Source organism: Mediterraneibacter flintii, from assembly GCF_055387595.1.
Genome location: NZ_AP031405.1, coordinates 811,103 through 837,177, shown reverse-complemented (window position 1 = coordinate 837,177; position 26,075 = coordinate 811,103). Strand labels below are relative to the sequence as shown.

Here is a 26,075-nt window from a genome sequence, read left to right as displayed (position 1 = left end):
TACCTCCAAAATTTAATTCGTTTGATTGTTTATGAACAGAGCTTCCATCTCCTCATCGGAAAGAAGTTCCCAGTTCGTTTCTTCCATTTCCTTTTCAGGAAGTGTTGCAGGGTCAATGTCCCAAATAGCAATCGAAGCAATATCTTTTGTGACTTCTCCGTGCATATAAGGACTTGCCTTTCCGTCTGTGGTAAGTGCCACATTCGGGTGTTTCATAATGTCATATTTGAAATCCATAATGGGTCTTTCCCCACGGATAAATAAAATAGCGTACTGATTATCAAGCATACGCACCTCATCAGGGGTAAGTAACTCTCTGCCGCTAATCTGATAATTGGTGGAATAGTTACCGCTTCTTCCGGTACTCTTTCCGAACGTATTAGTATCTATGGTTTCCTTACCCAACAGCTCCGACACATATTTATGGGTTGACTGCTCATTTCCACCGAGGTAAAGAAATTCATCGCAGTTACCCACAATGCTCTCCCACTGTTTTTCAAACAAGGCTTTAAGCTGTGCCAAGTTCTGTAAGATGATACTTACCGATACCCCACGGGAACGCATAACCGACAGTATCTTGTCGAAATCGTCCGGCAGTGAAACATTGGCAAATTCGTCCATCATAAAATGAACGGGCATCGGCAGACAACCGCCGTGGATATGGTCGGCTGCATAAAACAACTGCTGAAAGAGCTGTGTGTAAAGAATGGATACCAAGAAGTTGAAACTGGAGTCGTTATCCGGTATCAGTGCAAACAGTGCCACTTTTTTCTCTCCGAGTGACTGCAAATCCAGTTCATCAGCAGAAGTAAGAGCAGCAAGACTTTCCAAGTTAAACTTTTCAAGCCTTGCTGCAAGGGTTATCTGTATGGATTTTAATGTTTTGGAAGAACCGGAATGATAAGAGTGGTAATACTTCAAAGCAATGTGGTCAGGATTATCTATCATCAAATCCGAAAACAGATTGTCAAGCGGAGAAGGACTTGGGTCGTCCTCGTCCTCAATCGCCCCGGCTCTTAACATTTCCATTACCATTGCAAAATTCTGTTCTTCTGGCGGTGCTTCATAGTGCAGATAAAATACAAGTGCAAGCAGAAGCATTGACGCTGCCGTATCCCAAAACGGGTCATTGCTCTGTGAACCTTTCGGAGTGGTACTCTTGAAAAGATTTGTCACAAGTTTCTGCACATCATTGTCATTCTGCAAATAGACAAACGGATTGTAACAATGGCTTTTCTCCATTGAAATCAAATCAAGCACACGCACTTCGTAACCCTTCTTCTCAAGAAGATGTCCCGTATCTCGCAGGATTTCCCCTTTCGGGTCTAATATCACATAACTGTTTCTGGCAGCGTTCATAATATTAGGCTTTGCATAAAATCTTGTCTTACCTGCACCGGAGCCGCCGCACACAAGCGTATTCAGATTTCGTCTGTGCTTCTTGGCATTAAGCCCAATGCACACATTCTGAGTCATCAGCTTATTTTCTGACAGCGGCTTTTGTCGGTATTTCTTATCAATGGCTCTGACATTGCCCCATTTGGCAGAACCGTGTTCCTCTCGCCTGCGGTAATTCTTTCTTGTCGAAAAGTAAATCCCGATACCCATTCCATAGCACAAAAGCAAAATGAGGACAGTTTTCAGACTGTCCTCACATAATTTTATGGAAAATGGATTATCAAAGAGTGTCGCAAGATTGGCTGCTATCTCCGGCAACCCTCCGCTTATGGAAGGTGCAATCAGAAGTGCCAGCCATATGACCGGAACGATACCGACAATGGATAAAATAATGGCAGTCTGCCTGTCATTATCTCGCTTCATCTGAGCGTTTCCTTTCAATTACTTTGAACTTTTTCAATGGGGCATTTCCGACTTTTACAAGCAGGTCGTCTACTGCATCTGCGGACTTGCCTTCCTCCATCAACTTTGTTTTCTCATCGTTTAAGGAGCGAATGACAACACCGTGTTCGTAATCGTCCAAAGCAATGTGGTAGAGTTTTTCTTTTTCCATATCTGCCCTCCATTATCTCTCATAGTCCTTTGAACGCTCCTGCTTCTTGCGGAACATTTCATCAGAGATATGACTGTGAATTTCTGCCATTGCATTTCGGGTCTTGGAAAGCTCCGCACGGATTTCTTTCGGCTCTTTGGAAGCCAGTCCCTCCGGAATGCGGTTAATTGCAAAATTCTGTGTATCTACTCCATACTTCTTGCAAAGCATATATCCGATACACACTGCCTGAAAGCCCATATCCCTGCGGCTGTAACTTTCGCTGTTAATGGAAAGCTGTGCGTGTCCAAGTTCCTGAGCGACACACTGAGCAACTGCTACGCTGTCGCCCACATTACGCTTCACATACAAGGTCTGCTTTTCATTATTATAGAAAGCTGCCATATTCGGATACGGAAGTTCATCGGTTGACGCAACCTCCACTGGAGATACATCAAGCATTGTCGTGATAAGTGCTTTCGGGTCACGGTTTGCTGATACCGCCGGAGCTTTTCTTCCATTTGTCTGCGTAACATCAAATACCTTTTTGACATTGTAGGAAATACCCGGAGAGCCATCTGCTCTTGTATATTCCACTGGTTCAAGAATAGAAATACTCTTTGCCCCTTTGGTAATCTTCACATTGTCCTTACCCCAATCATCAAAATCTTTAAGCTGTGTTGCCTGCGGATACTGACTGTAAATAAGGAGAGCATTTGCTGCGGAATATCTGTCCATTCGACTCTGCGTATCAAGAAAGCTCTTGAACTTCTCAGGGTCACTCACAATCTCACGGGCAGCGTCATCAATCATCTGATAGACCTTTTCTTTTTCTGCTCGCTTCTTTTCCGCATACTCCTCTTTGGATAATCTTGGCTGATTACCGCCAGCCTTTGCGGGTTTGAAATCATTTGTCATAGTGAATTACCTCTCTTTTGTTTTGGGTTTCTTCTTCGGCTGACGGTGTACTGTCTGACCGTTTTTCTGCTGCGGCTTCTTGCCGTCTTTCTTAACCTCCGGCTCTTTACGCTCTGCTTCTTTTTGCTGTTTTGCCTGTGCCTTGTAACGGTCAAGTTTCTCTTTGACCGATGGCTTTTCCACTGGCTTTGCAACACCCTTATCAGATTGCGTTTCTACCGGCTCTGAGTTTTGCCTTGACAGAGGGCTTTTGTCTGTTTTGGCGACTGAGGGGTTTGCGTTTGCTCGCTCCTCTTTCTGCATCGGATTTCTGACCGCTTCTTCCATAATGATTTCACTCTTGGATTTGGTCGGCTTTTCTTTCTCAACCGCTTCACGGTCTGCGATAGCTTTCTCTGCTTCACTGACAATCGAAGCCTTATCCACCTTGCCAAGTTCAAATCTTTCAACGATACGCTGAATTTTAGAAGCGTCCTCTGCTCTTGCGATAATATCTACCGGAGCATTCTCTCCCTTTGTGTTCTTATCTCTGAGGACACAATAAAGAACGCCATAGCGTTTTGCCTGTTCGGTAAACTTCTTCAAATCCTTTTGCGGAATGGAAAAGACTTTCAGCTCCTTGCCTGACTTAATCATATTGGTAAGCCTTGCTTTGCCCTTCGTCTTTTGCTCCTGCTTCAGAACCGATACCAAAAGCAATGCGATATTCTTCGCCGCCGAACCGCTTAATCTTGCAGCAACTTCAAATCCTTCAAGCGAAAGCCTAACGACCTGCTCTGCTGCGTCACCACCGTTGTTCATAGCGTGATTTCTCCTTTCTCTGCTGTTTTTGTTCCTCTGTTTCGATATGCTCAAGGTTTTCTTCCATAACCTTTGACCTCTCCGCAATATCCTCGCAGAGTTTTACTTCCCGTCGGAGTTTTTTCAATTCTCCATTGATAGAAGCGATTTCATCTTTTGCCGCCTGAAACTGACCATCATCAATATTTGTTCTTATCTTTTTTCGGAGATGTGTTCTTCCGGCAATCAGATTTTTCATCTGCTCCTCTAAGGAAGTCTTATATGAAAAAAGCTGTTCGTCCGTGGAAATATTTTCTCGTCCGAGCAGCCTTACTTCATCAGTAATCTTATCGAGCTTCATCAAATCATCTTTCAAGAGATAATGAAGCCTTGCGTTATTCTGTTTCTTATACTTTGGCAGATAACCGAGTCTATAACAGTAATACAGATACAGCCCATAAAGTCCGCCTTTCTTTTTCAGCTTCTGCCCTCTGGTCTGCATACGGTACTGTCTTGGTTTATAAGTTGCCCTCTGGAACGGCTCAATCTCTGCCCATCTGTTACGATTTTCTTTGATACGCTCTACAATCCGGTCATTGGTATAATCTGCTCCGAGATTTTTCAGTCGTATCGGCTTATCGTATCCCTTTGGAATGACCGTCCAGTATTTTCGGCTTGGACTCAGGTTATAGGCATATCCCATTTCCTTGAGTGCAAACTGAAATTCTTTCAGGGTCTTGCTGTGGTCGATAGCATAATCAATCGCTTCTTTTGCAACCGAGTAGCGTGTCGGCATACCTGCCTTTTCTTTCATCGTCAGATAATCCGACTGCTTACTGCGGTTCGGATTCGGGTCATAGTAAAGTCCATACTTCTCACAAATCCTGTCTGCAACTTTTCGGAATTTGAACCACGCTTTTTCCTCTCCCCACAAATGTTTGCCATCGACAAAAGAAATAGAATTGATGACAAAATGACAGTGCAGGTGCTTTGTGTTCAGGTGGGTTGTCACAACGACCTGAAATCTTTTGCCCCACACTTCATTTGCAAATTCCATTCCGATTTTCTGTGCCATCTCAGGAGATATGTCTGTTTCCTTGAAGCTCAAATATCCGTGATAGGCTTGGATACCGTCTGTCTTTTGGTACTGTTCCTTAACCGTTATGAACTGGTCACGGGCAATCAACACATTACAGTTGATACCCTCAACATAAAATTCTCGCTCTGTTTTTTCTTCGTCCTTTGCATAAGCAATGACATCTGCAAGAGCCTGATACTGTTCCGGCGAAAACTCCCTTTTGATTTGGGCAGAAGTCTTTTCGGGATTGGTCGCATAGTCAATGACCTGACCGAGCCTTTCTGTTACCGACCACAACTTTGTTACTGCCATTTCATTTCGCTCTGATTTGGACGAAGATACGTCCTCTCAATCTCTGACTGGAACTTATTCCACTTCGCAGCTTCATTCTTCAGCATAGGTGCGTCAATGAAACCGAGTGTATTTGCTTTGGCAGCAAGCTGATTGATGTTATTACCGATAGAGGAAAGTTCCCTCATCACATCATAGAAACGGTCATCGGGTTTCTCTTTCGGTTCGTAACCTCTGATAAGTAAACGGATAAGTCCGGCTTCGGAAAGACAAGCCTTCTTTGCCTTTGCTGCCAAGTCCTGTGCTTCCTTGCGGTTAAAGCGAACAATCTTCTGAATGTTTCTCTTTCTCATAATCAGTATCTTCCTTTCTCTGCATTCTGCAATCTTTGTTAATCTGGAATAAGCACATCATCGTAACGCCAAGACAACTGCCGAGCAGTGTTCCGGCGGCGATAAGTAATAACTCTCTCAAATCAAGTTCTCCTTTCTCACGGGGTATTAGGGGCAACCCCTAACGAGCCTTTTACCGTTTGGGAAACTGTGTTTATCCAAATGGTCTGCTCGCTAAGAATAAACATCTCCTCCGGGTTGCCCCGTTCTCAGGCTGCTATCTCTCATAATCCTTTGATTTCGGCTTAAAAGGTTCAGCCACGATATTGCCGCCCACTTCCTTAGAAAAGCGTTCAGGATACTTGAACTGTTCCTTATACTTCTTCATCATATCGTCCGGCAAGCTCTGAAAGCTCTCACTCTCAGGCGGTGCATAACAGATAAAGAATTTGCCACAGATAATATCTACCATTTCTTTCTTATCATTGTCCTGCACATAAACTGCACGGTTAAGCGGAAGCCCTCTTACCTTTCCTTCCTCATTACAGATGATTGCAACGTCATCGTCATAGGGCATATATTCCTCAATATCCCCGCCGACAACCTCCTGCATTGCTTCCAGACTGTCGTCGATTACAATTTCCTTCGGGTACTTTTCCGGTTCTACCAAGAGAACTTTAATCTTTGTATCATTCATCGTTCTTCATTCCTTTCGTGTGTTTTTTTATTGTAAATTCCCATCCGCATACAAAGAAAATCGTTGAAGTCCTTACCTGCTTTTGGTGGTTCATCAACGATTTCATAATTATCCGGCAGAATGGTTTTTAAGGTCTGTGCTGCCTTTCTACCCGCTATATCATTGTCAAAATGGATACGGATTTTCCTGACAGATGGATTACTGCCAAGATACTTTTCCAGTGCAATCGGCACTTTACTGTCCTCAATTTTCTTTGCCGGAGAATACACCCCGGACAACGAAACAAAGCTCATTTCCTTCCAATCCTGCCCGTTCAGCTTCGCAAGCGTGGCATAGGATAACAAGTCAATGGCACACTCAAAGAGGTGTACTTCCTCCAAGTTTTCCTTACCAAGCCGAAAAGAATAATCTTTTTTACTGCCACTGCAATCGCCCATAATCCTACGCTTATTCGTGGAACGGTAGGCTGCATATTTCGGTTCTTTCTTCTCGTCATAGCCTACAAATACAACATTGTGATACGGCAGACTCTCAAAGATAAGGTCATTAGAGATACAGTAATTGATGATTTCAAAATCTATTCCTCTCCCGAAAAGATACTCTGTAATCACTCTGTTGGAAGCACATTTTTCAGGGAGAAGAAGCGGTTTATTTTCCTCTTTTGGCTGTGGCTTTTCATAGACCGGAGCCTGAATCGCCGTGTGTCCGATAATGGTTTCCACCGCTTCAAGGAAGCTGTAACCTTTGACCTTAATCAGATAATCCAAAGCACTCCTGCCACCGATACCTCTCGACCACCATATCCATTTCCCGTTTGAAATCTTCAAACTGTCGTGGGTTCTGGTGCAATAGGTGTTACCTGAATACTTAACCAGCTCATACGGTTCATAATTTTTCAGGTAGGTTAATAAGTCCATCTGTTTCGCCTGAACGATTAACTCAGGTGCGATAAAAGGCATATCGACCACCGCCTTTCTGTTTATCTCTCATACGATTTCTCCTTTCTGCCGCCGACTGCTTCGCCCTCATCAGGCTCTCCGCCGACAATCTCATTTTCCTTTTTATCCATATTGAGCAGGATATTCAGCTCATCAAGTCGGGCAGTTTTTGCCCTCAATTCTTCCTCTTTAGCAAACGGCTTTTCGATTTCCTGCTTCGCCGTTTCAAACTGCTTTTCTGTATTTTCAAGACTGTTTTTCGTATCAGCAAGTGTTTCTTCAAAGCGTTCAATGCCATTATCTATTCTCACGATATTACCGTGAGCGTCATCGCCAAGCGGTACATCTCTGCTCGTTTCGCCTTTCAATTTCACAACATAATTACGCTGCACCGTATCAAAATACAGTTCCATTTGAAAGCCACGGTACTCGCCAAGTGGTATCGCATCGGGACTGTTCATTGACTTGCAGGCATTGATGATTGCCTGACCTGCTTCGGCTTTTTCGGAATAAGAAACACCCGATACCATCATTCCAAGCGGCTGCTCGTCTATCGGTTTCGGGTGTAATTTTGCTGTTTCAACATCTTTTGTAAGTCCCTCTACACGGGATTTCAAGTAAGCAATCTGTTGTGGGTAGAACTTGATGACCTTATCCTCCAGTCCGTATTTCTCCGATAAGAAATTGGATTTTAACATCTTCAGCTTCTGTACCTGAATGTCTAAGTCCATCTTTTCTTTGATATACGGATTGCCTGTTGCAAGCATTTTTATTTCTGCATAGGACAATGCGGTTTCATCAATATCCTCTGCCGACCTGACCGGAGATTTGCTCGTCATAATCTGACTTGCGAACTTCTGCTTACCTTCCACAAGCTGATAGAGGTATGCGTCAAAGGTCTGCTCTGTTACATAGCGGTAAATATCTACCTGTGGATTTTCATTGCCCTGACGGACAATTCTACCGGAACGCTGCTCCAAATCTGAAGGTCGCCACGGACAATCCACGTCGTGAAGTGCGATAAGTTTATCCTGCACATTCGTTCCTGCTCCCATCTTCTGAGTAGAGCCAAGAAGCACTCTGACCTCTCCCTTACGGGTCTTTTGGAACAGTTCTTTTTTCTTCATATCCGTGTCGGCTTCGTGTATGAACTTCACTTCGCTTTCAGGAATACCTCTCTCAATCAGCTTCTTCCTGATGTCGTTATAGACGGAAAATGTTCCGTCATTCTTCGGAGTGGACAAGTCGCAGAACACAAGCTGTGCCGATTTCTTGTCGGCGTTTTCTTCCCATATCCGATAGATGTTATCGACGCAGGCATTGATTTTACTGCCCTCAAAATCAGGCAGCATATCGTTGAGCATACGCTGGTCAAGAGCCAGTTTTCTTCCGTCATTCGTGATTTTCAGCATATTATCTACGCTTGCGTCCACACCGCCGCCACGCACCTGCTCGGCTCTCTCTGCAAGAGAAGCAACCATTTCTTTCTGCATTTCTGACGGCTTTACTGCAATGTTATGGTACTTTGCTTCCGGTACTGGCAGGTTCAACATATCTGCCGTTTTAATGTCCGCAATCTCCTTGAACATCGCCATAAGTTCAGGCAGGTTATAGAATTTTGCGAACCTTGTCTTTGCTCTGTATCCCGTTCCTTCGGGTGTAAGTTCCACTGCCGTAATGGTTTCTCCGAAAGTGGAAGCCCAAGCGTCGAAGTGCTGTAAACCATTTTTCACAAGCGTGTTGTACTGTAAATATCGCTGTATCGTGTAGAGTTCATAAGGTAGGAAACGCCACGCCATACTTCCTTTCGTCCGTGGTCTTGGCGTAACCCCCTCCAGAACCGTGCTTACACCTCTCGATGTACACGGCTCGCCATCTTTCATAGTTTAAGTGATTTTGTCTTTGCTTCTTCGTAGCATTTCGGGCAGAGAGCCAATGACTTCCGCCTTTTCAGTAACATCAGTTCATCAAATTCATTATCAGCGTTCAAATCTTTTAAGCGCTTTACATGGTGCATATACACTTTCACGGGGTTTGCTCCGCACATCTCGCATTGTCCGCTTTTTAAACGTCCTGCAAGACTATTCGGTTTTATCTGCCCTCTGTATTTCGGCATAATGTCTACAAATTCAGGTGCGATATTGTTATTACGCCTAAATCCTTCATTGTAAAACTCACACCGCTTTGTTCCACTCTTGGTTTTGTAATCTGCGCCAAAGTCGCCCTTTACGCTACGGTATTTCTTATACATCTTCATAACAGAAGAATTATATTTTGCCGCCAACGTCTTTAAACAGCTTCCACGCATGATAGAATGAAATTTCCCCAGATTGCATACATTGATTGCTAACCTGTAATAATTGTACAATCCTCTGATTTCAGAATTATATTTACTGATGATTGCCACATCGTCTAATGGCATAAGCGCCCCTCTGTGGAGTGGCTTCCAAATCTCTTTGCCGTTTTCGTCTTTTTTGATTTTAAACGCACCGTATTCGTGCAGTTTCGCAATCCATTTTTCTTTCGGCATATATAACTGCACTTTTCCATACCACACCCGTTGCAGACCTTTTTTCGTCCGCTTTGTGTCCTGACTTCTTGATATTCTTATGTCGTATCCAAGATACCGCACCTTTTCAGAGGAATGGGTAACGTGAGTTTTCTCCTCCGACATTGTGAGATTTAGCTTGTCTTTTAGAAATATCTTTACCTGTTCCTTGATATTTTCAGCATCCTGCTTTGAACCTGTTATTGAAATCAGGAAATCGTCAGCGTAACGGTTGTATTGAAGTCTTTTGTAATTCTCATCCATCTCGTCTAAATGTGGTGTGGACAACATCACTTTCCTTGCTTCTTTAAATGCTGCTAGGTTTGCTTCTGTGCGCTCTATTTCCAGATTTTTCTGCGCTTTCCGATAAGCCCAGCGTACCTTATCATGGTCTTTGTGGACTTTACGGCTTCTTGTATCGCCTTTGTCAAAACTCTTTTTCATCCTTGCCATGAACTCATCAAGTTCATTCAGATAGATGTTGGCAAGTATCGGACTGACACCGGAGCCTTGTGGACTGCCGGAGTACGTTTCATGGTATGTCCACTGTTCCATATATCCTGCCCTTAGAAACTTCCACATCAGCGATATGAACGCTTCATCTTTTATGCGCTTTCTCAAAAGCTGTATTGTGATATGGTGGTCGAAGCTGTCAAAACAAGCCTTAATGTCTCCTTCGATTATCCACTTTGCACCAGTGAACAGCGTTACGATTTCTTTTAACGCTGTGTGGCAACTTCTTTTCGGTCTGAAACCATGTGAATTATCAGAGAATGTCGGCTCATAGATTGCTTCAAGTATCATACGGACAACTTCCTGTAACAGTTTATCGTCCGTTGACGGAATCCCCAATGGGCGCTTTTTACTGCTGTTTTTCTTCGCAATATAAACACGCCTTGCAGGGTTCGGCTGGTATGAGTGGTCTCTCAGCTTCTGAATGAGCTTTTCAATGCGCTCCATGCTCATACCGTCAAGAGTGAATCCGTCTGCACCTGCCGTCATGCTCCCCTGAGAGGTCGCAATATTCTGGTATGCAAGCAGATAGAACTCTGGGTTGTACAGGTTACGGTATAATCTCTCGTACCTGTACTCTTTGTTTTTTGCTTTTTCACTTAAACTTTTCAATACATTTTCGGGACTTCTCATAATGCCTCACGCACCTTTCCTTATTATTTGTATTGAAGAAAGACTGTCTCCCTTCGCCATGTGGACGGCTTTCCCGTCCTCGGACTACTACGGAGACTCTGTTGCCATAGTAAATATTCAGAGTCACTTTTCTCATAGCACTCATAGCCGATTTTCGGCATTTTACCTTAGGCAATCCCCGTTTAGAACTGTAATAACATAAGCCTGTTATGATTTCGGATGTGACGTTCGTCGTTTTCCATTATCCTATGGCTGATTTACTCTGGGTATCTTGTGGATACGCATGGCCGACTCATATCCACCAGAGTACATGCGAGTATAACTTCCTTACGCATGGAGCAACATTTTGCCCAATCTCCGACTGTCATTCAGGCAGTTTAGCTTTCATCCTTATTCATAACTTTTCGCCACTACCACGCAAACACTTTGGAAGTTTCCGTGTTTCGTGCCCTCCGACATGCTACACTCCCCATCGGGTTTCCCCTTTTGGATAAGTCGGGTGACGATAGGGTGCGGATTATTCCGCTTTGATACCTTGCCCTATTACTTGCTCAAGGTAAGATTATTACAGCCCCTTACGGGCGCACCACCATACTGTTAGAGATAGGTGTACCCGTTGCAAACACTGTTCCTCGTCCTCCGGTAATCTCATCAAGGTAACGACACTTCATAAAGAGGTCGGAAGATTTCTGTGCTTCCGTCTGTGCGATACCGCCCACATTACGCATTTTAGTATAGAGATAAAGGTTCTTATAGTAGTGGCTCTCGTCAACAAAAAGCCTGTCTACACCAAGTTCCTCAAAGGTTACAACATCATCTTTCTTCGTCTGGTCATTGAGTTTATCCAATTTCTGCTTAATGGATTTTTTTGACTTTTCAAGCTGTTTGACTGAGAAGTTTTCCCCTCGGTTTCGCTTGAGTTCCGCAATTCCTTCGGTTATTTCCTCAAGCTGCTGTTCTAAGATTACCCTCTGTCTTTCAATGGACATCGGAATTTTCTCAAACTGTGAATGACCGATAATGACTGCATCATAATCTCCGGTTGCAATCCTGCCGCAGAACTTTTTACGGTTCTTGGTTTCAAAATCTTTCTTTGTTGCAACAAGGATATTCGCCGCCGGATAGAGTTGCAGATACTCCGCCGCCCATTGTTCGGTCAAGTGATTTGGTACAACAAACAGTGACTTATTACAAAGTCCAAGCCTTTTTGACTCCTGTGCTGCCGCTACCATTTCAAAAGTTTTTCCTGCTCCGACTGCGTGTGCAAGAAGCGTATTTCCTCCATAAAGGATATGGGCAACCGCATTTTTCTGATGTTCCCTGAGTTCAATTTCAGGATTCATACCATTAAAAATAATATGGCTTCCGTCATACTCACGGGGTCTGACGCTGTTGAACTTCTCATTATAGAACTTGCAAAGTCTTTCCCTTCGTTCAGGGTCAGACCATATCCAGTCCTGAAATTCCTGCTTAATCATTTCCTGCTTTGACTGAGCAATCGCTGTTTCCTTTTTATTCAGGACAGCCTTTTTCTTTCCCTCATCATCTTCGATATAATCAAAGATACGCACATCTTTTAAGTTCAGCGTTTCTTCGATAATCTTATAGGCATTGATACGGGAAGTTCCGTAAGTGTTATATGCCTTAACATTTCCTTTGTCGTAAGATTTGCCCTCAATGTTCCACTCACTCGTAAAAGGAGAGAAGTGAACTTTGATATTCCACTGTGCATAGCGTGGTGTTTCAAGCAAATGAAAGATAAAATCCTGCACATCGTCCGGCGGCAGCCAAGTTGCACCAAGTCGTACGGAAATTTCACTTGCAGTCAGGTCTTTCGGCTGCACCTTTTGAAGTGCTTCCACATTGACCTTATAATCTTCCGGATAGAGTTCTGCCGAGTTCTTTGCAATCCTCAGCTTCTCCCTGACATTACCCGAAAGGTATTCATCAGCCATCAGATACTTCGGTTCGTAAGAATTTCCATACTCATAAAGCGGATTCAAGAAGATAACACCCTTCAAATCCTCAAAGATTTCATTCTCCGATTTGCTGGAAAGCTCCATCATATAGTCCATATCAATCGTGGCTTTTTCTCCAAGAGATACCGCCAATGCTTCGCTTGCCGTATCAACAGAAGTAACCGGGGTATGCGGCTTGATTGTTCTCTTGGAAAACATATCAGCCTTACGCTCCAGTTCTCCGTCCTCTCCGATTATCTCCAATGCGGAAAGCAAAGAGAACGAACTGTCCTGCGAAAAAGCAGAAGTATTTGCACGGCTGTTAATGAGTCCGTACTTACCGGAAAAGGTATCGTAAAGTCTGTTTAATCGCTCCTGCTCTGCTTTGATTTCGCTGTCAGGGTAATCTTCTGTCTGCAATTCAATCAGCGTTCTGACAGAATTTCTAATGGCAATCATACCCTTAATTCGGTTCTCTGCGGTTGCCGACACCTCCACCGGAGTCATACGGGAATTTTCACGATAGTAGATTTTATCGTCCACCACCGTATAGGAAAAGTTTCTCACTGTCGGGTCTGCCGGAATAGAATTATCTTCCTCCTCCAGTTCTTCCTCGGCTTCATATTCCGTGATTTCCCCGTGAATGTTTGCTACCGCTTCATCAAGCTGTGCTGCAAGGTCTGCATTTTCATACGGCACACAAGTTGCTTCCATACCGAAACGCCCTGATACCATTTTCATTTCTCCAAGTATCATTTCTGGGTGCTGCACAAAATAAGAGTTCATCTTAATTCCGTTCTCATCGGTATCAAGATGAACCCAATCCGGCTCAATATCTATCAATCTGTCACGCTTTTGCAGGATAAGAATATCCGAAACGACTTCCGTTCCTGCATTACCCTTAAAGGTATTATTCGGCAATCGGATTGCTCCAAGAAGCTCTGCTCTCTGTGCAATATACTTTCGTACTGCCGAGTTTTCCTTATCCATTGTGCCTTTGCTCGTTACAAGAGCCATCACACCGCCGGGTCTTAACTTATCAAGAGACTTGGCAAAAAAGTAATCGTGTATCAGAAACTTATGCTTGTCATACCTTTTATCCGATACCTTAAAATCTCCAAAAGGTACATTTCCAACCACTCCATCAAAGAAGCTGTCCGGCAGATTTGTTTCTTCAAATCCTTGTGCCGCAATGGTTGTTTTCTGGTAAAGCTGCTGTGCAATCCCTGCGGAAATCGTATCAAGTTCCACACCGTAAATCTTACTGTCCTGCATTGCGTCCGGCAGCATACCAATGAAATTACCGATACCGCAGGACGGCTCTAATAAGTTTCCTTCCTTAAAGCCCATCTGCTCCATTGCCTTATAAATGGCTGTGATAACTTCGGGCGGCGTGTAGAACGCAGTCAATGTGCTTTCTCTTGCCGAAGCATATTCCTCCGGTGTTAACACCGAAGAAAGTTCCAGATACTCCGTTGCCCACGCTGAATTATTTTCATCAAAGGCTTCTGAAAGTCCACCCCAACCAACATACTTTGATAAGATAATTTGTTCTTCAGGAGTGGCAAATCTGTTTTCTTCCTGACACTTTTTAAGAAGCTGTATCGCCATAATATTTCTGCGGAAGCGTTCCTTTTTACCTACCGTTTCAACCTCATTTTCTCTGAGATTAAAGGTATGACGGTCTGCCATAGGCACATCAGGGTGCAGGTCAAAGCCCTTGACCTTTTTCTTCTGCTCCCAAGCGGGAACTACCGGCTCAGGCTCTTTATCGTAACCGTTTCCTATGCGATACCCCTGCTTATACATTTCATCATAGCTGTCAAAACCTGACTGCGAAGCTACTATCTCTCGATAATCCTCTATCGGCATACTGCCCATATTGGTCTGAACTTCTGTGACTGAAGATTTTTCTGCTTCCGAAATAAGGCTCTGCATTGTATCCTGCGTGCAATCTGTAAAATCCGGCTTTTCTAAAAAACGGCTTTCTGCTTCCGAAAACCATTCAGTTCCGACATCGGCAAGTGTCTGATTGGCGATACTTCCAAGCCTATCAAAAAACTCATTAGATGTCTGACTGTCTTTTGCTATCTCTGTGATTTCATCAAAATTCAGTATATTTGTGACATACTGTCCTCCGGCTGCACTGTCCGGATTATAATAAATCCAAGTAACAGTTGCATTATCCTGATTGATAAAAAAAGCATCGTTATAATCGACAGTTACATTTCTTTCTTCGGTTGGTACTTCTTTTACAATCAAATGCTCATTCATTGGATTTTCACGCACTTTTTCATCAAACTCTATGTGTGAAAATTCCTTATTAAACAACGGCATATCATAGTCATAGAGCATTACTCTCTCGTCATCAATAGATAAAATTTCATACTCAGAAGCACCGATATACACCTTATCGCCAAGATGATATTCATACTCCACATCTTGCGGCATTTCTTGTTCTTCAGGCTCTTTTTCGGCTGGTACGGTGGACATCACTTCACGATTTTTAACCTGTTCTGCTACTCTTGTACGCTTCACTTCCTGCTCAGCGAGCCATTCAGGATAGTTCCACCATTCTTTTTTATTCAGGTATCTGTCATCGCTGATAAGGCGACCAATTTCCTTTGCAACCTCCGTCCAATTCATACGAATCTCTGGTGCATTTTCCTCATAACCTTTTCGGATACGGACACCTTTTGCATCGCAATCATAATTATAGTCCGAAACACCACCTGCGTATGTCCCTCCACCAGTGCCATACTCTTTCTTTAGAAAATCGGCATTTTCTTTAAGCGATAAACTCTTTTGAAGTTGCTCATAAATACGGTACTTTCCATTCGCAAAGCCGCTTCCACTCGCAAGATAATTATCTATAATTTCTTTTGGAATAGAAAAAGCAGAGGCTGTTTGTTCCTCTGCTCGTTCTTGTATAAAGGATAATTGCCCGCCCATATCCGGCAACGGTTTTATATCTTCTAAGCGAATATCACTTCCGCTTTCACGATTTCCTGTGCCGAGCTGCGAAGGGAGTTCATCAGACGAACCCATTTCATCATATCCTCCGCTTTCATCTGTTCGGTCACTCCCTCTTTCTGTGCCATCTGGCTCAGGATTGTTTCCTCCATCTTGCTGGCTCTCTGTTCCACTTCCGCCAAGTGATGTGTCAGTTCGCCCCTCGTCAGGAGATTGTAGTAAAGGACTCTGTGATGTTCCTTCAGAAACTCTCTCCTCATCTGAGCGTATCTGCCCAACGTCACTTCCGGCTGCTGTGGAAGTTTCAGGTTCGGAAGGCTGTAATCGCCCACCATCGTGTAGGTCAGTTCGTTCATTGTCCAAACTCCTTTCGTCGTTATTTTCAACCTTATTGTATTCATTTCTGTCCTGACCGACAATTATGCGATTTTGACGGTTGAGTGCAGTAATTGTTTTAGATACTTCCGTCAATCCCATTTCTGCAATATCACTGGTAGCAAATCCAAGTGCATTGAGTGTTTCCTGCGTATTGAAGTTAGTAACATCTCTGAAATCATCAAGTTCAAAATAACCGTCCGTATCAATGCCAAGCCTTGACATCATCATATATGCCACACTGTTTGCCACGACATTTTTATAAATGAAAGCCACAATATCCTCTTCCACTTCCTCGAAGGAACTGCCCTCGGTTGCATAGTAAAGGTCTTGCAGATAATCAGGGATATTATCCTCTGCCGCATTTCTTGCTGCTCCAATAATTGCTTCGGCAAGACTGCTCTTATTCTCAATCTCTCCGAAAGTGCTTTCCAATGTCTCAATCACATCAGCTTCGTATTCCTGACGCATATCCCAAATCGGGACTGTTCTTGAATATCTGCTTTCGTGAGTATCTGAAATATCAAAGTAATGTGTCAGTCTTTGCCGTGAACGGTTCTCATCAGCAAAAACAGCAATACCTCTAGCACCTCGGTTGACCCATCTGCCAAAAATTTTGTTCCACTGCTCTATCTCAAGAACCGCAGTTGCATCGGGTCGCTGTGCATATACAAGAAGCTGTTCGTCATAGCGTAACTTATAATTTCGGCAAGCCGAAGCTAAGAATGCCTGCCAGTTCTGAGGATTTGACACAACCGTTTTGCAGGTGCGGTTGTAAAGTTCAGAAATAAGGTCATATTTTCGTGCCATTACTCTTGCACCTCCTTATCGTTTCTTATCTCTGCTCCTGCATAGCAGGCTCTTTCTTCTCATTGTTACTTTTTACTGCTTCATCAGAACCTCCGCCCAAATACGAAAAGAGCTTACCGGACTTTGTATTCTTCTGAAGCTCCATAATCACACCCATATCGGGAATAGTGATATTCGGGATTTTCAGGATTGATTCCATATCAAGCTGCTGCAACTTTTTCTCCGTATCACAACCGGAGTCAAAGAGTTTATTCAGTACCTTGACCTTATTCTGAAAAGTTGCTTTGTCTTTCACGAAAATACCTCCTTAGCCAATGTTGATTACAATAGAAATACTGCCGCTCTGTTCTTCTTTCTGCGGATTGCGTGAATACTCAGGAAAAAGGGACTGTACTCTCTGCCTTGCCCTGCGTATGGTTTCAAAACAAGGAAGTCCGTACGCCCTGTAATTAAAGACAATATCCTCAAGCGGAAGTTTTCCGGCAGGAATATATCCGTATCGGTTGTAATAATGCAGAATGAGAAGCATATCATCATACCTCGACATCGGGCATTCCTTTAAGATTTCAAGCACTCGGCTCTCCACCGTTTTCTGTTGTTTCATAGTGTTCCTCCCAAAAATAAAGGGACAGAGTTTTTTACGCTCTGTCCCCGACTGGTTAATGTTCGGTTATTTCTTACTTCTTACGGTTTTTAACCTGAAGAAAGATAAAGCCGCCGACGATAACGGCGACTAATGCGATAGCAATAATTGTCTTTGCTTCCATTACTCGTTACCCTCCTTTTTCTTCTTTTTATGTGCAACAACAGAAGTTACAGCGATACCGACAGCAGAAAGTCCGGCAAGAACATACCAAAGTTTCATATTGGTATCATCTCCTGTTTTCGGAGTATCCCTTAATTCATTGTGCATTTTTACAACGGCTGTTTCATCAAGTTTGATAGTAACATTCTGGTCGGCAGGTGTGATATATGCGGCAGACGCATTGTTTGCCACTTCTGATACGGTATATTCGCCAATACGAAGTCCCTCAATCACGATTTCGCCGTTCTTATCTGTTTCAAATGTCATATCATAGCCGTTTGCTCCGGTTACTCTGAACGCAAAACCTTTAACCTTACCGTCCGAAGATGTCTTGACGATTTTCAGTGTTCCACGCATAGCTTCATTGATAAATCCAACACCCGCCTTATTCTCGACAGAATAAGTTGTTTCGTCTTTCTCAATGAAAACCGAGTATTCTCCCTTATCAAGCAGGAAGCCCTCCGGTGCTTTTGTTTCACGGACAATATATTTTCCGTAAAGTAACTCTTTCATCTCATAAATTCCGGTTTCGGTTTCTTCAAGATTTCCGATAAGTTCATCGCCATCATCAATCTTTCCGTTCTCATTGATGTCCTTATATACCTCAAAGGTTGCACCCGTAAGTTTGTTATCCGGATATTCAGCGTCCACCTTCGTGAGTCTGATATTACCGTGAACATACTCATTGACAATCTCGATTTCAACTACCTGCTCGGCTTCGCTGATATTGACTTCATACGCTTTTTCATCAAGAACAAATCCCTTTGGCTGCTCGATTTCTCTTACAATCCATTTGCCATAAGGAACTTTTGCAAAAGAAAAACTACCGTCTTTTGCAGAGGTAGTTGTCATAAGTGCAGTATCCTTTGTAAATTCTGTTTCTTCGGCTTTGAAGATACCGATAACAGCACCCTCAAGTGCTTCTCCATTCTCATCAATCTTCTTACCTGATACAGAACCATAGATAAGTTCATTCTTGATTTCTTTTCCGTCATTCACTTTGATTTCAACCGTTGCGGTATCCTGACCTGCGTATTCAAATACAACCGGATACTTCGTATCAGAGAGAATATAATGCTCATCGGTTGCAATCTCTTTGACATAGTATTTACCAAACGGAAGGTCTGACTTCATAACAGCAGTTCCATTTTCATTTACGCTGACAATCTCAATCAGTCCATCAGCTGGAATAACTGTACCGCTTGCAGATACAATATCTTCTGCGGCATAAAGACCAAAGCTGATATTTTTGATTTCTCCGTTATCGCCAATACCAAATGTCTTGTCCTTTTCAATGGCTTTTGCAAGGCTTACCTGCACTTTCTGTCTTTCGTTATAGAATGATGTGGAAGTTTCGGTAACAGAGATATTCTGACCTGCATAAGTAAGCTCAACCGTATGTGTTTCGCCACTGATTACCATTCCATCAGGTGCGGTAATTTCCTTGACCTCGTATTTTCCGAGATAAAGTTCTTTGCTCTTCACAAATCCATCGGAGCTTGTTGTGATAGTATCTACCACTTCGCCCTTTGAATAGCGGAGTGTACCGTCCGGTGTGCTAATATCTTCCGCAGCACGGACTTCATAAACTGCCCCCTCAAGTCCTGACACTTCATAAACAGGCTGATAGATAACATCACTGTCCTCAGAACCACTTACATTGACACCACTAAATACTTCTCCGGTCTTTTCAACCGTGATAGTACCTTTCTGTGCCATATTCGGCTTATTGACTTTCACAACAGTTACGCCGCCTTCCTCTGTGGAATTTTCTTCGGTAATATCAAAATATACCGGAGTATCATCAAGTACATATCCGTATGGAGCTTGTACCTCTACGATGGAATATCCCTTGCCGTAATCTAATTTCTCAGGTGTTACAAGAGAACCATTTGCGTCGGTATAGAACACATCAATCGTGGTCGGTGTCGGATAAGTAAAGGTCATTTTGACCTGATTGCCCTGTGGGTCGTAAATCTTAAATCCTGCTCCTGCATACGGAATACTCTTTCCGCTTTCTGCGTCCACCTTGACTACATTGACAAAGCTCTCAAAGTTACGGTTATTGATAAGATAACGGTAGGTCTGTGCGTTCTGTGAAATGAACACATCAAAATCGTCCATCATCTCTCTGCCTTCCCAACCGGAAGTCTGGTGTACGGTATAAATACCATACGGCATATCTTTTGTCTGACCGAAGCCATTTTCATCGCAAACGATAGTATCTCTCTCGTCTTTATTGGCTGCGTCATAGCTTCCAGCAGATTTCAGATAAATCTCAAAGGAAGCACCCTTTTCAGGAGTTTCAATCTTTGTTTCTCCATCATCAGTGTGTTTAATGATAGCCACATTGCCTTTGATTACCTGCTCGATTACATCATTGGAAGTAAGGTTGTGTTCTACCTCATAAAGTTTCGGGTCTGCACCTACTTCATGGATAGTCTTATCAAGCAAATACCCCTCTGACGGAGTAATTTCTCGGATTGTCCAGTCGGTATCACAAACATATTCTTTAGTAGTGAACTGACCGTTTTCATCAGTAACATACTTATCTACAAGCGTTTCGCCCTTATAGATACCGTAAACTGCTCCCGAAAGTTTGGCATTGCCCTGTGCTTCGCCTTTCTCAGCGTCGCTCTTTGTTACTGTTACAGTAAATTTCTTCAAAATGTTATTGAAGTTTCTTGTGGTTACTTCTTTCCACTTCACTGGTGCAGTCTGATTTTTCGGCACAACATAACGGATAGCCGTGTCTACTTCTTCAAGGGTATATGGTTCAGAACCACTGATAAGCACATCTTTGAAAGTTGCCACACCGTTTTTGTCTGTAACTGCATACTGGTCAACAGCATCATCGGAAAGAGAAGTACCGTAAAGATGGAACTTCACACCTTCAACAAGGTTATCTTCTGAGGACTTCACTACCTGAAGGTCGCCACGCTTCAATTTGTTATTGAAAGTGACCTTTGCAACCTGCCCTGCCACAACAGTAACTCTATGTGTTTCCTGCGGCTCGTACTTATCGTATGCCTGCTCGGTTACGGTATAGATACCCGGCATAAGGTTATCAATCTGGAACTTACCGCCATTAGCTGTTGTAACCGTCTGATTGATACCGTTTCCGGTAATCGTGAAGTTGATACCGTCAACCTTGCCGTCCTCACTGGTCTTTACAATCTGACAAGAACCATAGCTGACTTTCATCTTCACAAAACCGTTGATACTGTCGCTTACTTCCTGAGCATAGCTGACAACATCCTGCACACTGGAGTTCTGACCGTGTTTACCCTCTGACCATACAACCACACCTCTTCGTACTGCATTTTTCTTCGTTGCGGTAATCGTAAATTCCTTACTCGGTGCAGTATCCATAGAAACAGTAAGTTTGTTACCATTCACTGAAAAGCTCACTCCACTGATGCTTGCCTTGAAATTATATTTGGACAGCACATTATTGGAGTCTGTCAGAGTAGTTGTGTACTTGCTTCCGTTCCACTCAAGTTCTATTGTCTTTGCCGAACCGGATGATTTATTACAAAAGCTCGGTATGGTTGCATGGTTCTGTACACTCTGCACCATACTGTTGTAATAACTGAAAATCTTATTGCGGAGCGGATGCTTTGCATTGATGACATCTTTCACATTGCTGCAACCACTGGCTGCTACATGATTGAAGTTCGCATCACGCTCTCCGATAACAGTTTCCCAGATAAGAAGCTGTGTAGCATAAGCCTGTGCAATGCTGTTTGCTGCTGCTTCATTCTGTGACCTCCAAGATGTCGAGATTGTCCCACGATAGCCATACTGTAAAATACGACCAACGAAAAGACGGATTTCATCTCCGGAAATAACCCCGTTGGCTGCAAGGTTATTAAAATAATTTTCGTCATACTTATTCATTGTCTGACCGACCTTGAGCGAAATTCCCGGCTCAATACAATAAGCAACATTGCCTGAGTATGAGCCAATAGCCTTAAGATTGGTAAAATTGGAACGTCCGGTATGCCAACCATTTTTCAAGGTCAAATTGCTGTGTCCCCATACCCCATCGTAATTAGCATCGCCATCACGAGGGAAATCGACCATATAAACATCGGCTTTTTCTCCCGAAGCAGCATATGCTGTTGTCGAGCCAATGCCTGCAAAAGTGGTCACACACATAAGGGTCGCCAAGAAAAGCGACGTGACTCTTTTGAATTTTGACTTTATCATTGCGTTTCCTCCTGTAAAAATTGAAAACACACCGTATCGCTACGATGTGCCTTTATGGATTTTTTCTTACGGCAGAATTTACCTGCCGAAAAACAAATACGGATTTTTCGTTAATTTTTCATTTTACCATACACCTCCAGTCCGTTCATACTGTGCGATTGCCCCTTAGAGATAGACATATACTTTGAGATAGTTATATTCAAGTGAGATAATATATATCATTTTCGGTAGGTAGAAGTATAACTAAGGGGTTAGAGTGTGAGAAAGGGGAACTGTAAAACAGGCTATCTGCTGTCACGCTCTGCACGGTTACGCAAAAACTTGTTGTAATGCTCCAATGCCTTGCAGACAAAATCCTCCGTCTGACTGACGGGAATGTTTTTCGGGATAAGCTGTCTTACTCTGTCGCCCCTCAACACGATTTTTTCCTTTTGGTTCGGCTTTTCCTCAGACATAACAGCGTGGATTGCTTCTGTTGTAAGGTTGCCCTCGTTGAATAACTTTCGCATACGGATTGTCTGGTCGTGTGACGGGGTAGCGTCATTCAGGTCGATTTCGTCAACCACATCACGCTGGCAATCTTCGTCAAGATAGGAAAGTTCTACGGCAGGACGCATTTTAATACGCCCCTCGTCAACAAATTCAAGCAATTCAGGAACAAGGTTTGTCAGGCGAATATACCTGCGTATTTGTTCACGACTTTCCCCTACTTCTTCTCCAATACGAGAAACCGAAAGGGCATCTTTACCTGCCAACTTCTCCACCAGTGGTGTAGAAGTTAAATCTGTTCTTTGTCCCTGCCTTTTCATTGCTTCCAAACGCATTTTATAGGCAAAGGCTTTTTCACTCGGCAATATCTCTGACCTCTGGAAATTACTTTCAACCATTAAAATGGTCGCTTCATCTCTGTTCAGGTCTACAATCTCACTTCTCAGGGTTTCAAATCCTGCCAGTTCACAAGCTCGCTTTCGTCTGTGTCCTGAAACAAGTTCGTATCTGCCGTCCTCTTTCTGCCTTACCGTTGCCGGAGTAATAACTCCTCTTTCCTTGACACTCTCCACAAGCTGCATCATATCTTCATCGTCCCTGACCTTAAACGGGTGGTCGGGGAAATCATCAATCAGCTCTAACGGAATATCTCGGATTTTTGAAAGCTGTTCTTCATCTCTCTGTGCCTGCGTGGTAAATAAATCATCGAGCTTCGTGAGAGTGAAGTCGCTCTTTCTTCCTGCCATCGGCTAACACCTCCTTTGTAAATTCAGCGTATGCCTTAGACACTGTGCTGTTTGGCTCATAAGCATAAATGCTTTTACCTTTGGAAGAAGTTTCAGCGGCTTTTACGGCAATCGGGATTTGTGTTCGATACATCCTTATCTGATTACCGAAGTTTGCCCTGAGTGCTTCCACCGTACTCTTTGCAAGGTTTGTTCGGCTATCCACCAAAGTAAGCAGCATACCGTCTATCTTAATATCCGGATTGATATACTTCTTTACTTTTGAAATGGTCTGCACAAGCTGTGTCATACCCTTTGCAGGCAAATACTGAGCCTGAACCGGAATGATAACACTGTCTGCCGCCGATAAAGCATTGAGAGTAACCATACCAAGTGAAGGCATACAGTCTATAATTACATAATCATATCTGTTCTTCACTTGACTCAGATAATTCTTGAGTGTAGTTTCTCTGCTCATTGCGTTTACAAGGTTAAATTCCATTGCTGAAAGCTCAAGGTTTGCCGGAACAAGGTCAACACCTTCTTCGTGGTGCAGGATACCAACCATAGGGTCTGTCATCGTTTCATTGATTACATCTGTGAGTTTCGTTGCAAGCGTGATACCCAAACCGTCTGTATCCTGCCAACCAAGACAAGTCGTTAAATCGCCCTGCGGGTCTGCGTCTATGAGCAATACTTTCTTGCCCTGCATTGCAAGCCCGACTCCAAGATTAACGGTTGTGGTGGTTTTTCCGACTCCGCCTTTCTGGTTACATACGGAAATCGTTTTGCAGTTTGACACTTCTTTTTGCCCTCCTTTCTGAAAATTCATAGCCACCGCATTATGGCTATGTACCTGACCGACTCATTTCCTAATCGGTCATAGCAATATTTGTTCTCAACACCCCTTGCCAAGCAAAATGCTTATGGGAAATCACTAAGGAACAGACTGCTTATCTGTATCATAGGGTTCTAACCTCTGCCGGGTACTCCGCCAGCTCCGTAGAGAAGTATCATTATCATTCTGACTGTCATCGCCATATCAGGGGCAACCTGATACTCATAGCCGGAGTTCTCGCTATTCTGAAATACAGAAATCACGGCGTACCTACTAAAGTGGCTATCATCAGAAATAAAGTCTTAGTGAATGACTTATTCAATTTTTCAAGCGAAAAGGCTTCCGTTTTTTGCTATCCGGAATGAACCCCTTCACTCATTTGGACAAAGGGGTATGAAATGCACACCCAAAATCGACGCTTTTCCGAAAATTTTTTTAAAAAAATTTTTTAAATAAAAAAAGCCGCCTGCTCCGGTTAGGAAACAGACGGCAAAACACGTTCTAAATGTATTCAATTTTCAATTTCTTTTTCTTTGCTTCAAGCACTTTACATAGAACATCATCTACTGCGTCGGTGTATCGTCCCTGAGCTGCTAAATTGTTCTTCAGTGCAATGAGTAATTGTATCACTTGGCTTCGTTCTTCTTCATTTAAGTATAGATGATAAGTTTTCTCTCTCATTGGCTGTCCCTCCATCTTTCAAATGTATTCTTGATTATCTCCACATCTTCCTCGGTATCAGAAGAAATAAATATATGTACGCTCTGAAAAGCTTTCTTTAAATTATTGGCATAATCCAGTTCTGTGCCTTTCATCGGCAGCTTAATCAGCCTTATCCCTCGTTGCTTACACATATATGCTTTCATTATTTCTATATTCTCATCGGCACTTCCTGACTCAATAGCCAACTTTTCTGAAGGTATGTATGTTTCAAGCGGAACTCCAAGCAATCGGTCAGAGCCAAGTTCTGCTTTCAAGCCTTTCTTATTAGAATAATAGCTGACAGCCAAAGTAGGAAACAATGACAAATACTCCTGCTCACAAATTCGACAGCCTTTATTCAATATCGTTCTTTCATTTATCTTCATACTCCACGAATGACCGTGCCTGCATTTCCACCACGCTCTCTTTGCTGAAGTTCGTGATACCTCTGTAGGTTTCAGTTTATTCTGTTCATAATCCCATTCGCTAAGAAGCTGACTGTCCGTTGTCGCCAAATCATTATATCCGGCAAGGACTTCTCTCTCTGCACAAACGGGGCATACCGTACCTTTCACACGGGCATTGATAACAGATTTCCACTCGTTACCGCATTTACCGCATCTCCACCAGACATTTTTCCTCGACTTTGCATTTACTTCATCAGGCTTCAATGGCAAGTTCTTCTCCGACCACTCCGAAGCAATTTCAGAGTGTGTTGTCTGCAAATCGTTAAACCCTTTCAGGAATATGTACCCACTGCAATACGGGCATTTGCTCCCACCGGAACGGGTAGAAATAAGGGTGTTCCACTCTTTGCCGCAATCCTTACACTTCCACCAAACCTTACGATTGGCAAAGACCGTAACCTGAGTTGGAAGTAACGGATAATTTCTGTCCGACCACTCGGCTGCTATATCCGGCAGAAGTGTTGCAAGGTCATTAAATCCTGCCAACACTTTGTTATGGGAGCAATACGGGCAACCAGTTTTATTTATTGTCCTGCTCTTAACCGCAGCTTCCCACTCGTGTCCTTTCTCACATCTCCAAATCACTTTCTTATGAGAACCAATAGAAACCTCTGTCGGTTTTATCCTATTCTTTTTCGACCACTGTTTTACCAGTAATGGCTCTAATGTCGTCAAATCGTTAATACCTGCAATCACTCTCGCACCGGAACATATCGGGCATTTTTCTCCATTAGAACGAGCCTTAACGCTTGCCTGCCATTCATGACCGCAAGCACCTCTCCACCATACTTTTTTATTTGAACCGAAAGTAATGTCATCAGGCGTAAGCGTTAAATTCTTTTCCGACCACTCCGAAACAAGCTCCGGGTGTACTTCTGCTAAACTGTTATTCATAGCCAAACCTCAACCTCCTTGTGCTTAGAGTATATGAAGTTTTAGCTTTATCTTGTAGTTTGCGAATATCCATATAAATAGAAAAAGCCCTTTGAGAAAAGGATTTTCT

Annotated in this window: 18 protein-coding genes and 2 pseudogenes; all 20 read right to left on the bottom strand. The window is 43.2% G+C overall.

All coding sequences use genetic code 11. From position 1 onward, the window contains the following. Positions 1 to 12: 12 nt before the first annotated feature. The 20 genes and pseudogenes from ACZ5C4_RS03880 to ACZ5C4_RS03785 all read right to left on the bottom strand — a co-directional run bounded on the left by ACZ5C4_RS03880 (position 13) and on the right by ACZ5C4_RS03785 (position 25,966). Positions 13 to 1,821 carry a VirD4-like conjugal transfer protein, CD1115 family gene (locus ACZ5C4_RS03880; RefSeq protein WP_092071542.1) on the bottom strand — a complete coding sequence of 603 codons (1,809 nt, stop codon included), beginning with the start codon at positions 1,819 to 1,821 and terminating at the stop codon, positions 13 to 15. Then, positions 1,808 to 2,011, bottom strand: a complete 204-nt coding sequence (locus ACZ5C4_RS03875; RefSeq protein WP_008789327.1) for a hypothetical protein — start codon at positions 2,009 to 2,011, stop codon at positions 1,808 to 1,810. The genes ACZ5C4_RS03880 and ACZ5C4_RS03875 overlap by 14 nt, the downstream gene beginning before the upstream one ends. A 12-nt stretch (positions 2,012 to 2,023) precedes the next feature. After that, the gene (locus tag ACZ5C4_RS03870; RefSeq protein ID WP_008789326.1) at positions 2,024 to 2,908 is read right to left on the bottom strand and encodes a hypothetical protein; all 885 of its coding nucleotides are present in this window, start codon (positions 2,906 to 2,908) and stop codon (positions 2,024 to 2,026) included. Positions 2,909 to 2,914: 6 nt separating this feature from the next. After that, complete coding sequence (locus ACZ5C4_RS03865; protein WP_015530022.1) at positions 2,915 to 3,709, bottom strand: PcfB family protein; 795 nt, start codon at positions 3,707 to 3,709, stop codon at positions 2,915 to 2,917. Further along, on the bottom strand, positions 3,693 to 5,078 hold the full coding sequence (locus tag ACZ5C4_RS03860) for a relaxase/mobilization nuclease domain-containing protein (RefSeq protein WP_227072377.1): 1,386 nt from the start codon (positions 5,076 to 5,078) through the stop codon (positions 3,693 to 3,695). The genes ACZ5C4_RS03865 and ACZ5C4_RS03860 overlap by 17 nt, the downstream gene beginning before the upstream one ends. Next, positions 5,069 to 5,410: a plasmid mobilization protein gene (locus ACZ5C4_RS03855; RefSeq protein ID WP_002594670.1), complete on the bottom strand. Its 342-nt coding sequence runs from the start codon at positions 5,408 to 5,410 to the stop codon at positions 5,069 to 5,071. The genes ACZ5C4_RS03860 and ACZ5C4_RS03855 overlap by 10 nt, the downstream gene beginning before the upstream one ends. Further along, positions 5,373 to 5,531 (bottom strand): DUF3789 domain-containing protein, encoded by a 159-nt coding sequence (locus ACZ5C4_RS03850; protein WP_195956030.1) that lies wholly within the window; start codon positions 5,529 to 5,531, stop codon positions 5,373 to 5,375. Before ACZ5C4_RS03850 ends, ACZ5C4_RS03855 begins: the two co-directional genes overlap by 38 nt. A gap of 135 nt (positions 5,532 to 5,666) precedes the next feature. Further along, the gene (locus ACZ5C4_RS03845) at positions 5,667 to 6,086 is read right to left on the bottom strand and encodes a DUF3846 domain-containing protein (RefSeq protein WP_195956029.1); all 420 of its coding nucleotides are present in this window, start codon (positions 6,084 to 6,086) and stop codon (positions 5,667 to 5,669) included. Continuing rightward, positions 6,083 to 7,045 carry a DUF3991 and toprim domain-containing protein gene (locus ACZ5C4_RS03840; protein ID WP_195956028.1) on the bottom strand — a complete coding sequence of 321 codons (963 nt, stop codon included), beginning with the start codon at positions 7,043 to 7,045 and terminating at the stop codon, positions 6,083 to 6,085. The genes ACZ5C4_RS03845 and ACZ5C4_RS03840 overlap by 4 nt, the downstream gene beginning before the upstream one ends. A 20-nt stretch (positions 7,046 to 7,065) precedes the next feature. Continuing rightward, a pseudogene (locus tag ACZ5C4_RS03835) lies at positions 7,066 to 8,799 on the bottom strand (helicase-related protein); the annotation flags it as partial. A 104-nt stretch (positions 8,800 to 8,903) separates the two neighbouring features. Further along, positions 8,904 to 10,718 carry a reverse transcriptase/maturase family protein gene (locus tag ACZ5C4_RS03830; protein ID WP_002576337.1) on the bottom strand — a complete coding sequence of 605 codons (1,815 nt, stop codon included), beginning with the start codon at positions 10,716 to 10,718 and terminating at the stop codon, positions 8,904 to 8,906. A gap of 587 nt (positions 10,719 to 11,305) precedes the next feature. Next, positions 11,306 to 16,834 (bottom strand): annotated as a pseudogene (locus ACZ5C4_RS03825) (DEAD/DEAH box helicase family protein); the annotation flags it as partial. Positions 16,835 to 16,859: 25 nt separating this feature from the next. After that, a complete protein-coding gene (locus ACZ5C4_RS03820) occupies positions 16,860 to 17,129 on the bottom strand; it encodes a hypothetical protein (protein ID WP_195956026.1) in 270 nt (89 codons plus the stop codon). A gap of 12 nt (positions 17,130 to 17,141) precedes the next feature. Then, the gene (locus tag ACZ5C4_RS03815) at positions 17,142 to 17,438 is read right to left on the bottom strand and encodes a hypothetical protein (protein ID WP_195956025.1); all 297 of its coding nucleotides are present in this window, start codon (positions 17,436 to 17,438) and stop codon (positions 17,142 to 17,144) included. A 162-nt stretch (positions 17,439 to 17,600) separates the two neighbouring features. After that, positions 17,601 to 21,851 carry a SpaA isopeptide-forming pilin-related protein gene (locus tag ACZ5C4_RS03810; RefSeq protein WP_227072374.1) on the bottom strand — a complete coding sequence of 1,417 codons (4,251 nt, stop codon included), beginning with the start codon at positions 21,849 to 21,851 and terminating at the stop codon, positions 17,601 to 17,603. A gap of 284 nt (positions 21,852 to 22,135) precedes the next feature. Then, positions 22,136 to 23,086 (bottom strand): ParB/RepB/Spo0J family partition protein, encoded by a 951-nt coding sequence (locus tag ACZ5C4_RS03805; protein WP_055057186.1) that lies wholly within the window; start codon positions 23,084 to 23,086, stop codon positions 22,136 to 22,138. Next, a complete protein-coding gene (locus ACZ5C4_RS03800) occupies positions 23,043 to 23,867 on the bottom strand; it encodes a ParA family protein (RefSeq protein ID WP_054754259.1) in 825 nt (274 codons plus the stop codon). The genes ACZ5C4_RS03805 and ACZ5C4_RS03800 overlap by 44 nt, the downstream gene beginning before the upstream one ends. Before the next feature lie 170 nt (positions 23,868 to 24,037). Beyond that, positions 24,038 to 24,166: a hypothetical protein gene (locus tag ACZ5C4_RS03795; RefSeq protein ID WP_255601781.1), complete on the bottom strand. Its 129-nt coding sequence runs from the start codon at positions 24,164 to 24,166 to the stop codon at positions 24,038 to 24,040. Positions 24,167 to 24,404: 238 nt separating this feature from the next. After that, positions 24,405 to 24,584 (bottom strand): hypothetical protein, encoded by a 180-nt coding sequence (locus ACZ5C4_RS03790; RefSeq protein WP_066556947.1) that lies wholly within the window; start codon positions 24,582 to 24,584, stop codon positions 24,405 to 24,407. Next, positions 24,581 to 25,966 carry a zinc-ribbon domain-containing protein gene (locus ACZ5C4_RS03785; RefSeq protein WP_066556954.1) on the bottom strand — a complete coding sequence of 462 codons (1,386 nt, stop codon included), beginning with the start codon at positions 25,964 to 25,966 and terminating at the stop codon, positions 24,581 to 24,583. The genes ACZ5C4_RS03790 and ACZ5C4_RS03785 overlap by 4 nt, the downstream gene beginning before the upstream one ends. Positions 25,967 to 26,075 lie beyond the last annotated feature (109 nt).

Coding starts and splice junctions, on each gene's coding strand:
- ACZ5C4_RS03880 (WP_092071542.1), bottom strand. CDS start 1,821: ATGAAGCGAGATAATGACAGGCAGACTGCCATTATTTTATCCATTGTC.
- ACZ5C4_RS03875 (WP_008789327.1), bottom strand. CDS start 2,011: ATGGAAAAAGAAAAACTCTACCACATTGCTTTGGACGATTACGAACAC.
- ACZ5C4_RS03870 (WP_008789326.1), bottom strand. CDS start 2,908: ATGACAAATGATTTCAAACCCGCAAAGGCTGGCGGTAATCAGCCAAGA.
- ACZ5C4_RS03865 (WP_015530022.1), bottom strand. CDS start 3,709: ATGAACAACGGTGGTGACGCAGCAGAGCAGGTCGTTAGGCTTTCGCTT.
- ACZ5C4_RS03860 (WP_227072377.1), bottom strand. CDS start 5,078: ATGGCAGTAACAAAGTTGTGGTCGGTAACAGAAAGGCTCGGTCAGGTC.
- ACZ5C4_RS03855 (WP_002594670.1), bottom strand. CDS start 5,410: ATGAGAAAGAGAAACATTCAGAAGATTGTTCGCTTTAACCGCAAGGAA.
- ACZ5C4_RS03845 (WP_195956029.1), bottom strand. CDS start 6,086: ATGAATGATACAAAGATTAAAGTTCTCTTGGTAGAACCGGAAAAGTAC.
- ACZ5C4_RS03840 (WP_195956028.1), bottom strand. CDS start 7,045: ATGCCTTTTATCGCACCTGAGTTAATCGTTCAGGCGAAACAGATGGAC.
- ACZ5C4_RS03830 (WP_002576337.1), bottom strand. CDS start 10,718: ATGAGAAGTCCCGAAAATGTATTGAAAAGTTTAAGTGAAAAAGCAAAA.
- ACZ5C4_RS03815 (WP_195956025.1), bottom strand. CDS start 17,438: ATGAAACAACAGAAAACGGTGGAGAGCCGAGTGCTTGAAATCTTAAAG.
- ACZ5C4_RS03810 (WP_227072374.1), bottom strand. CDS start 21,851: ATGATAAAGTCAAAATTCAAAAGAGTCACGTCGCTTTTCTTGGCGACC.
- ACZ5C4_RS03805 (WP_055057186.1), bottom strand. CDS start 23,086: ATGGCAGGAAGAAAGAGCGACTTCACTCTCACGAAGCTCGATGATTTA.
- ACZ5C4_RS03790 (WP_066556947.1), bottom strand. CDS start 24,584: ATGAGAGAGAAAACTTATCATCTATACTTAAATGAAGAAGAACGAAGC.
- ACZ5C4_RS03785 (WP_066556954.1), bottom strand. CDS start 25,966: ATGAATAACAGTTTAGCAGAAGTACACCCGGAGCTTGTTTCGGAGTGG.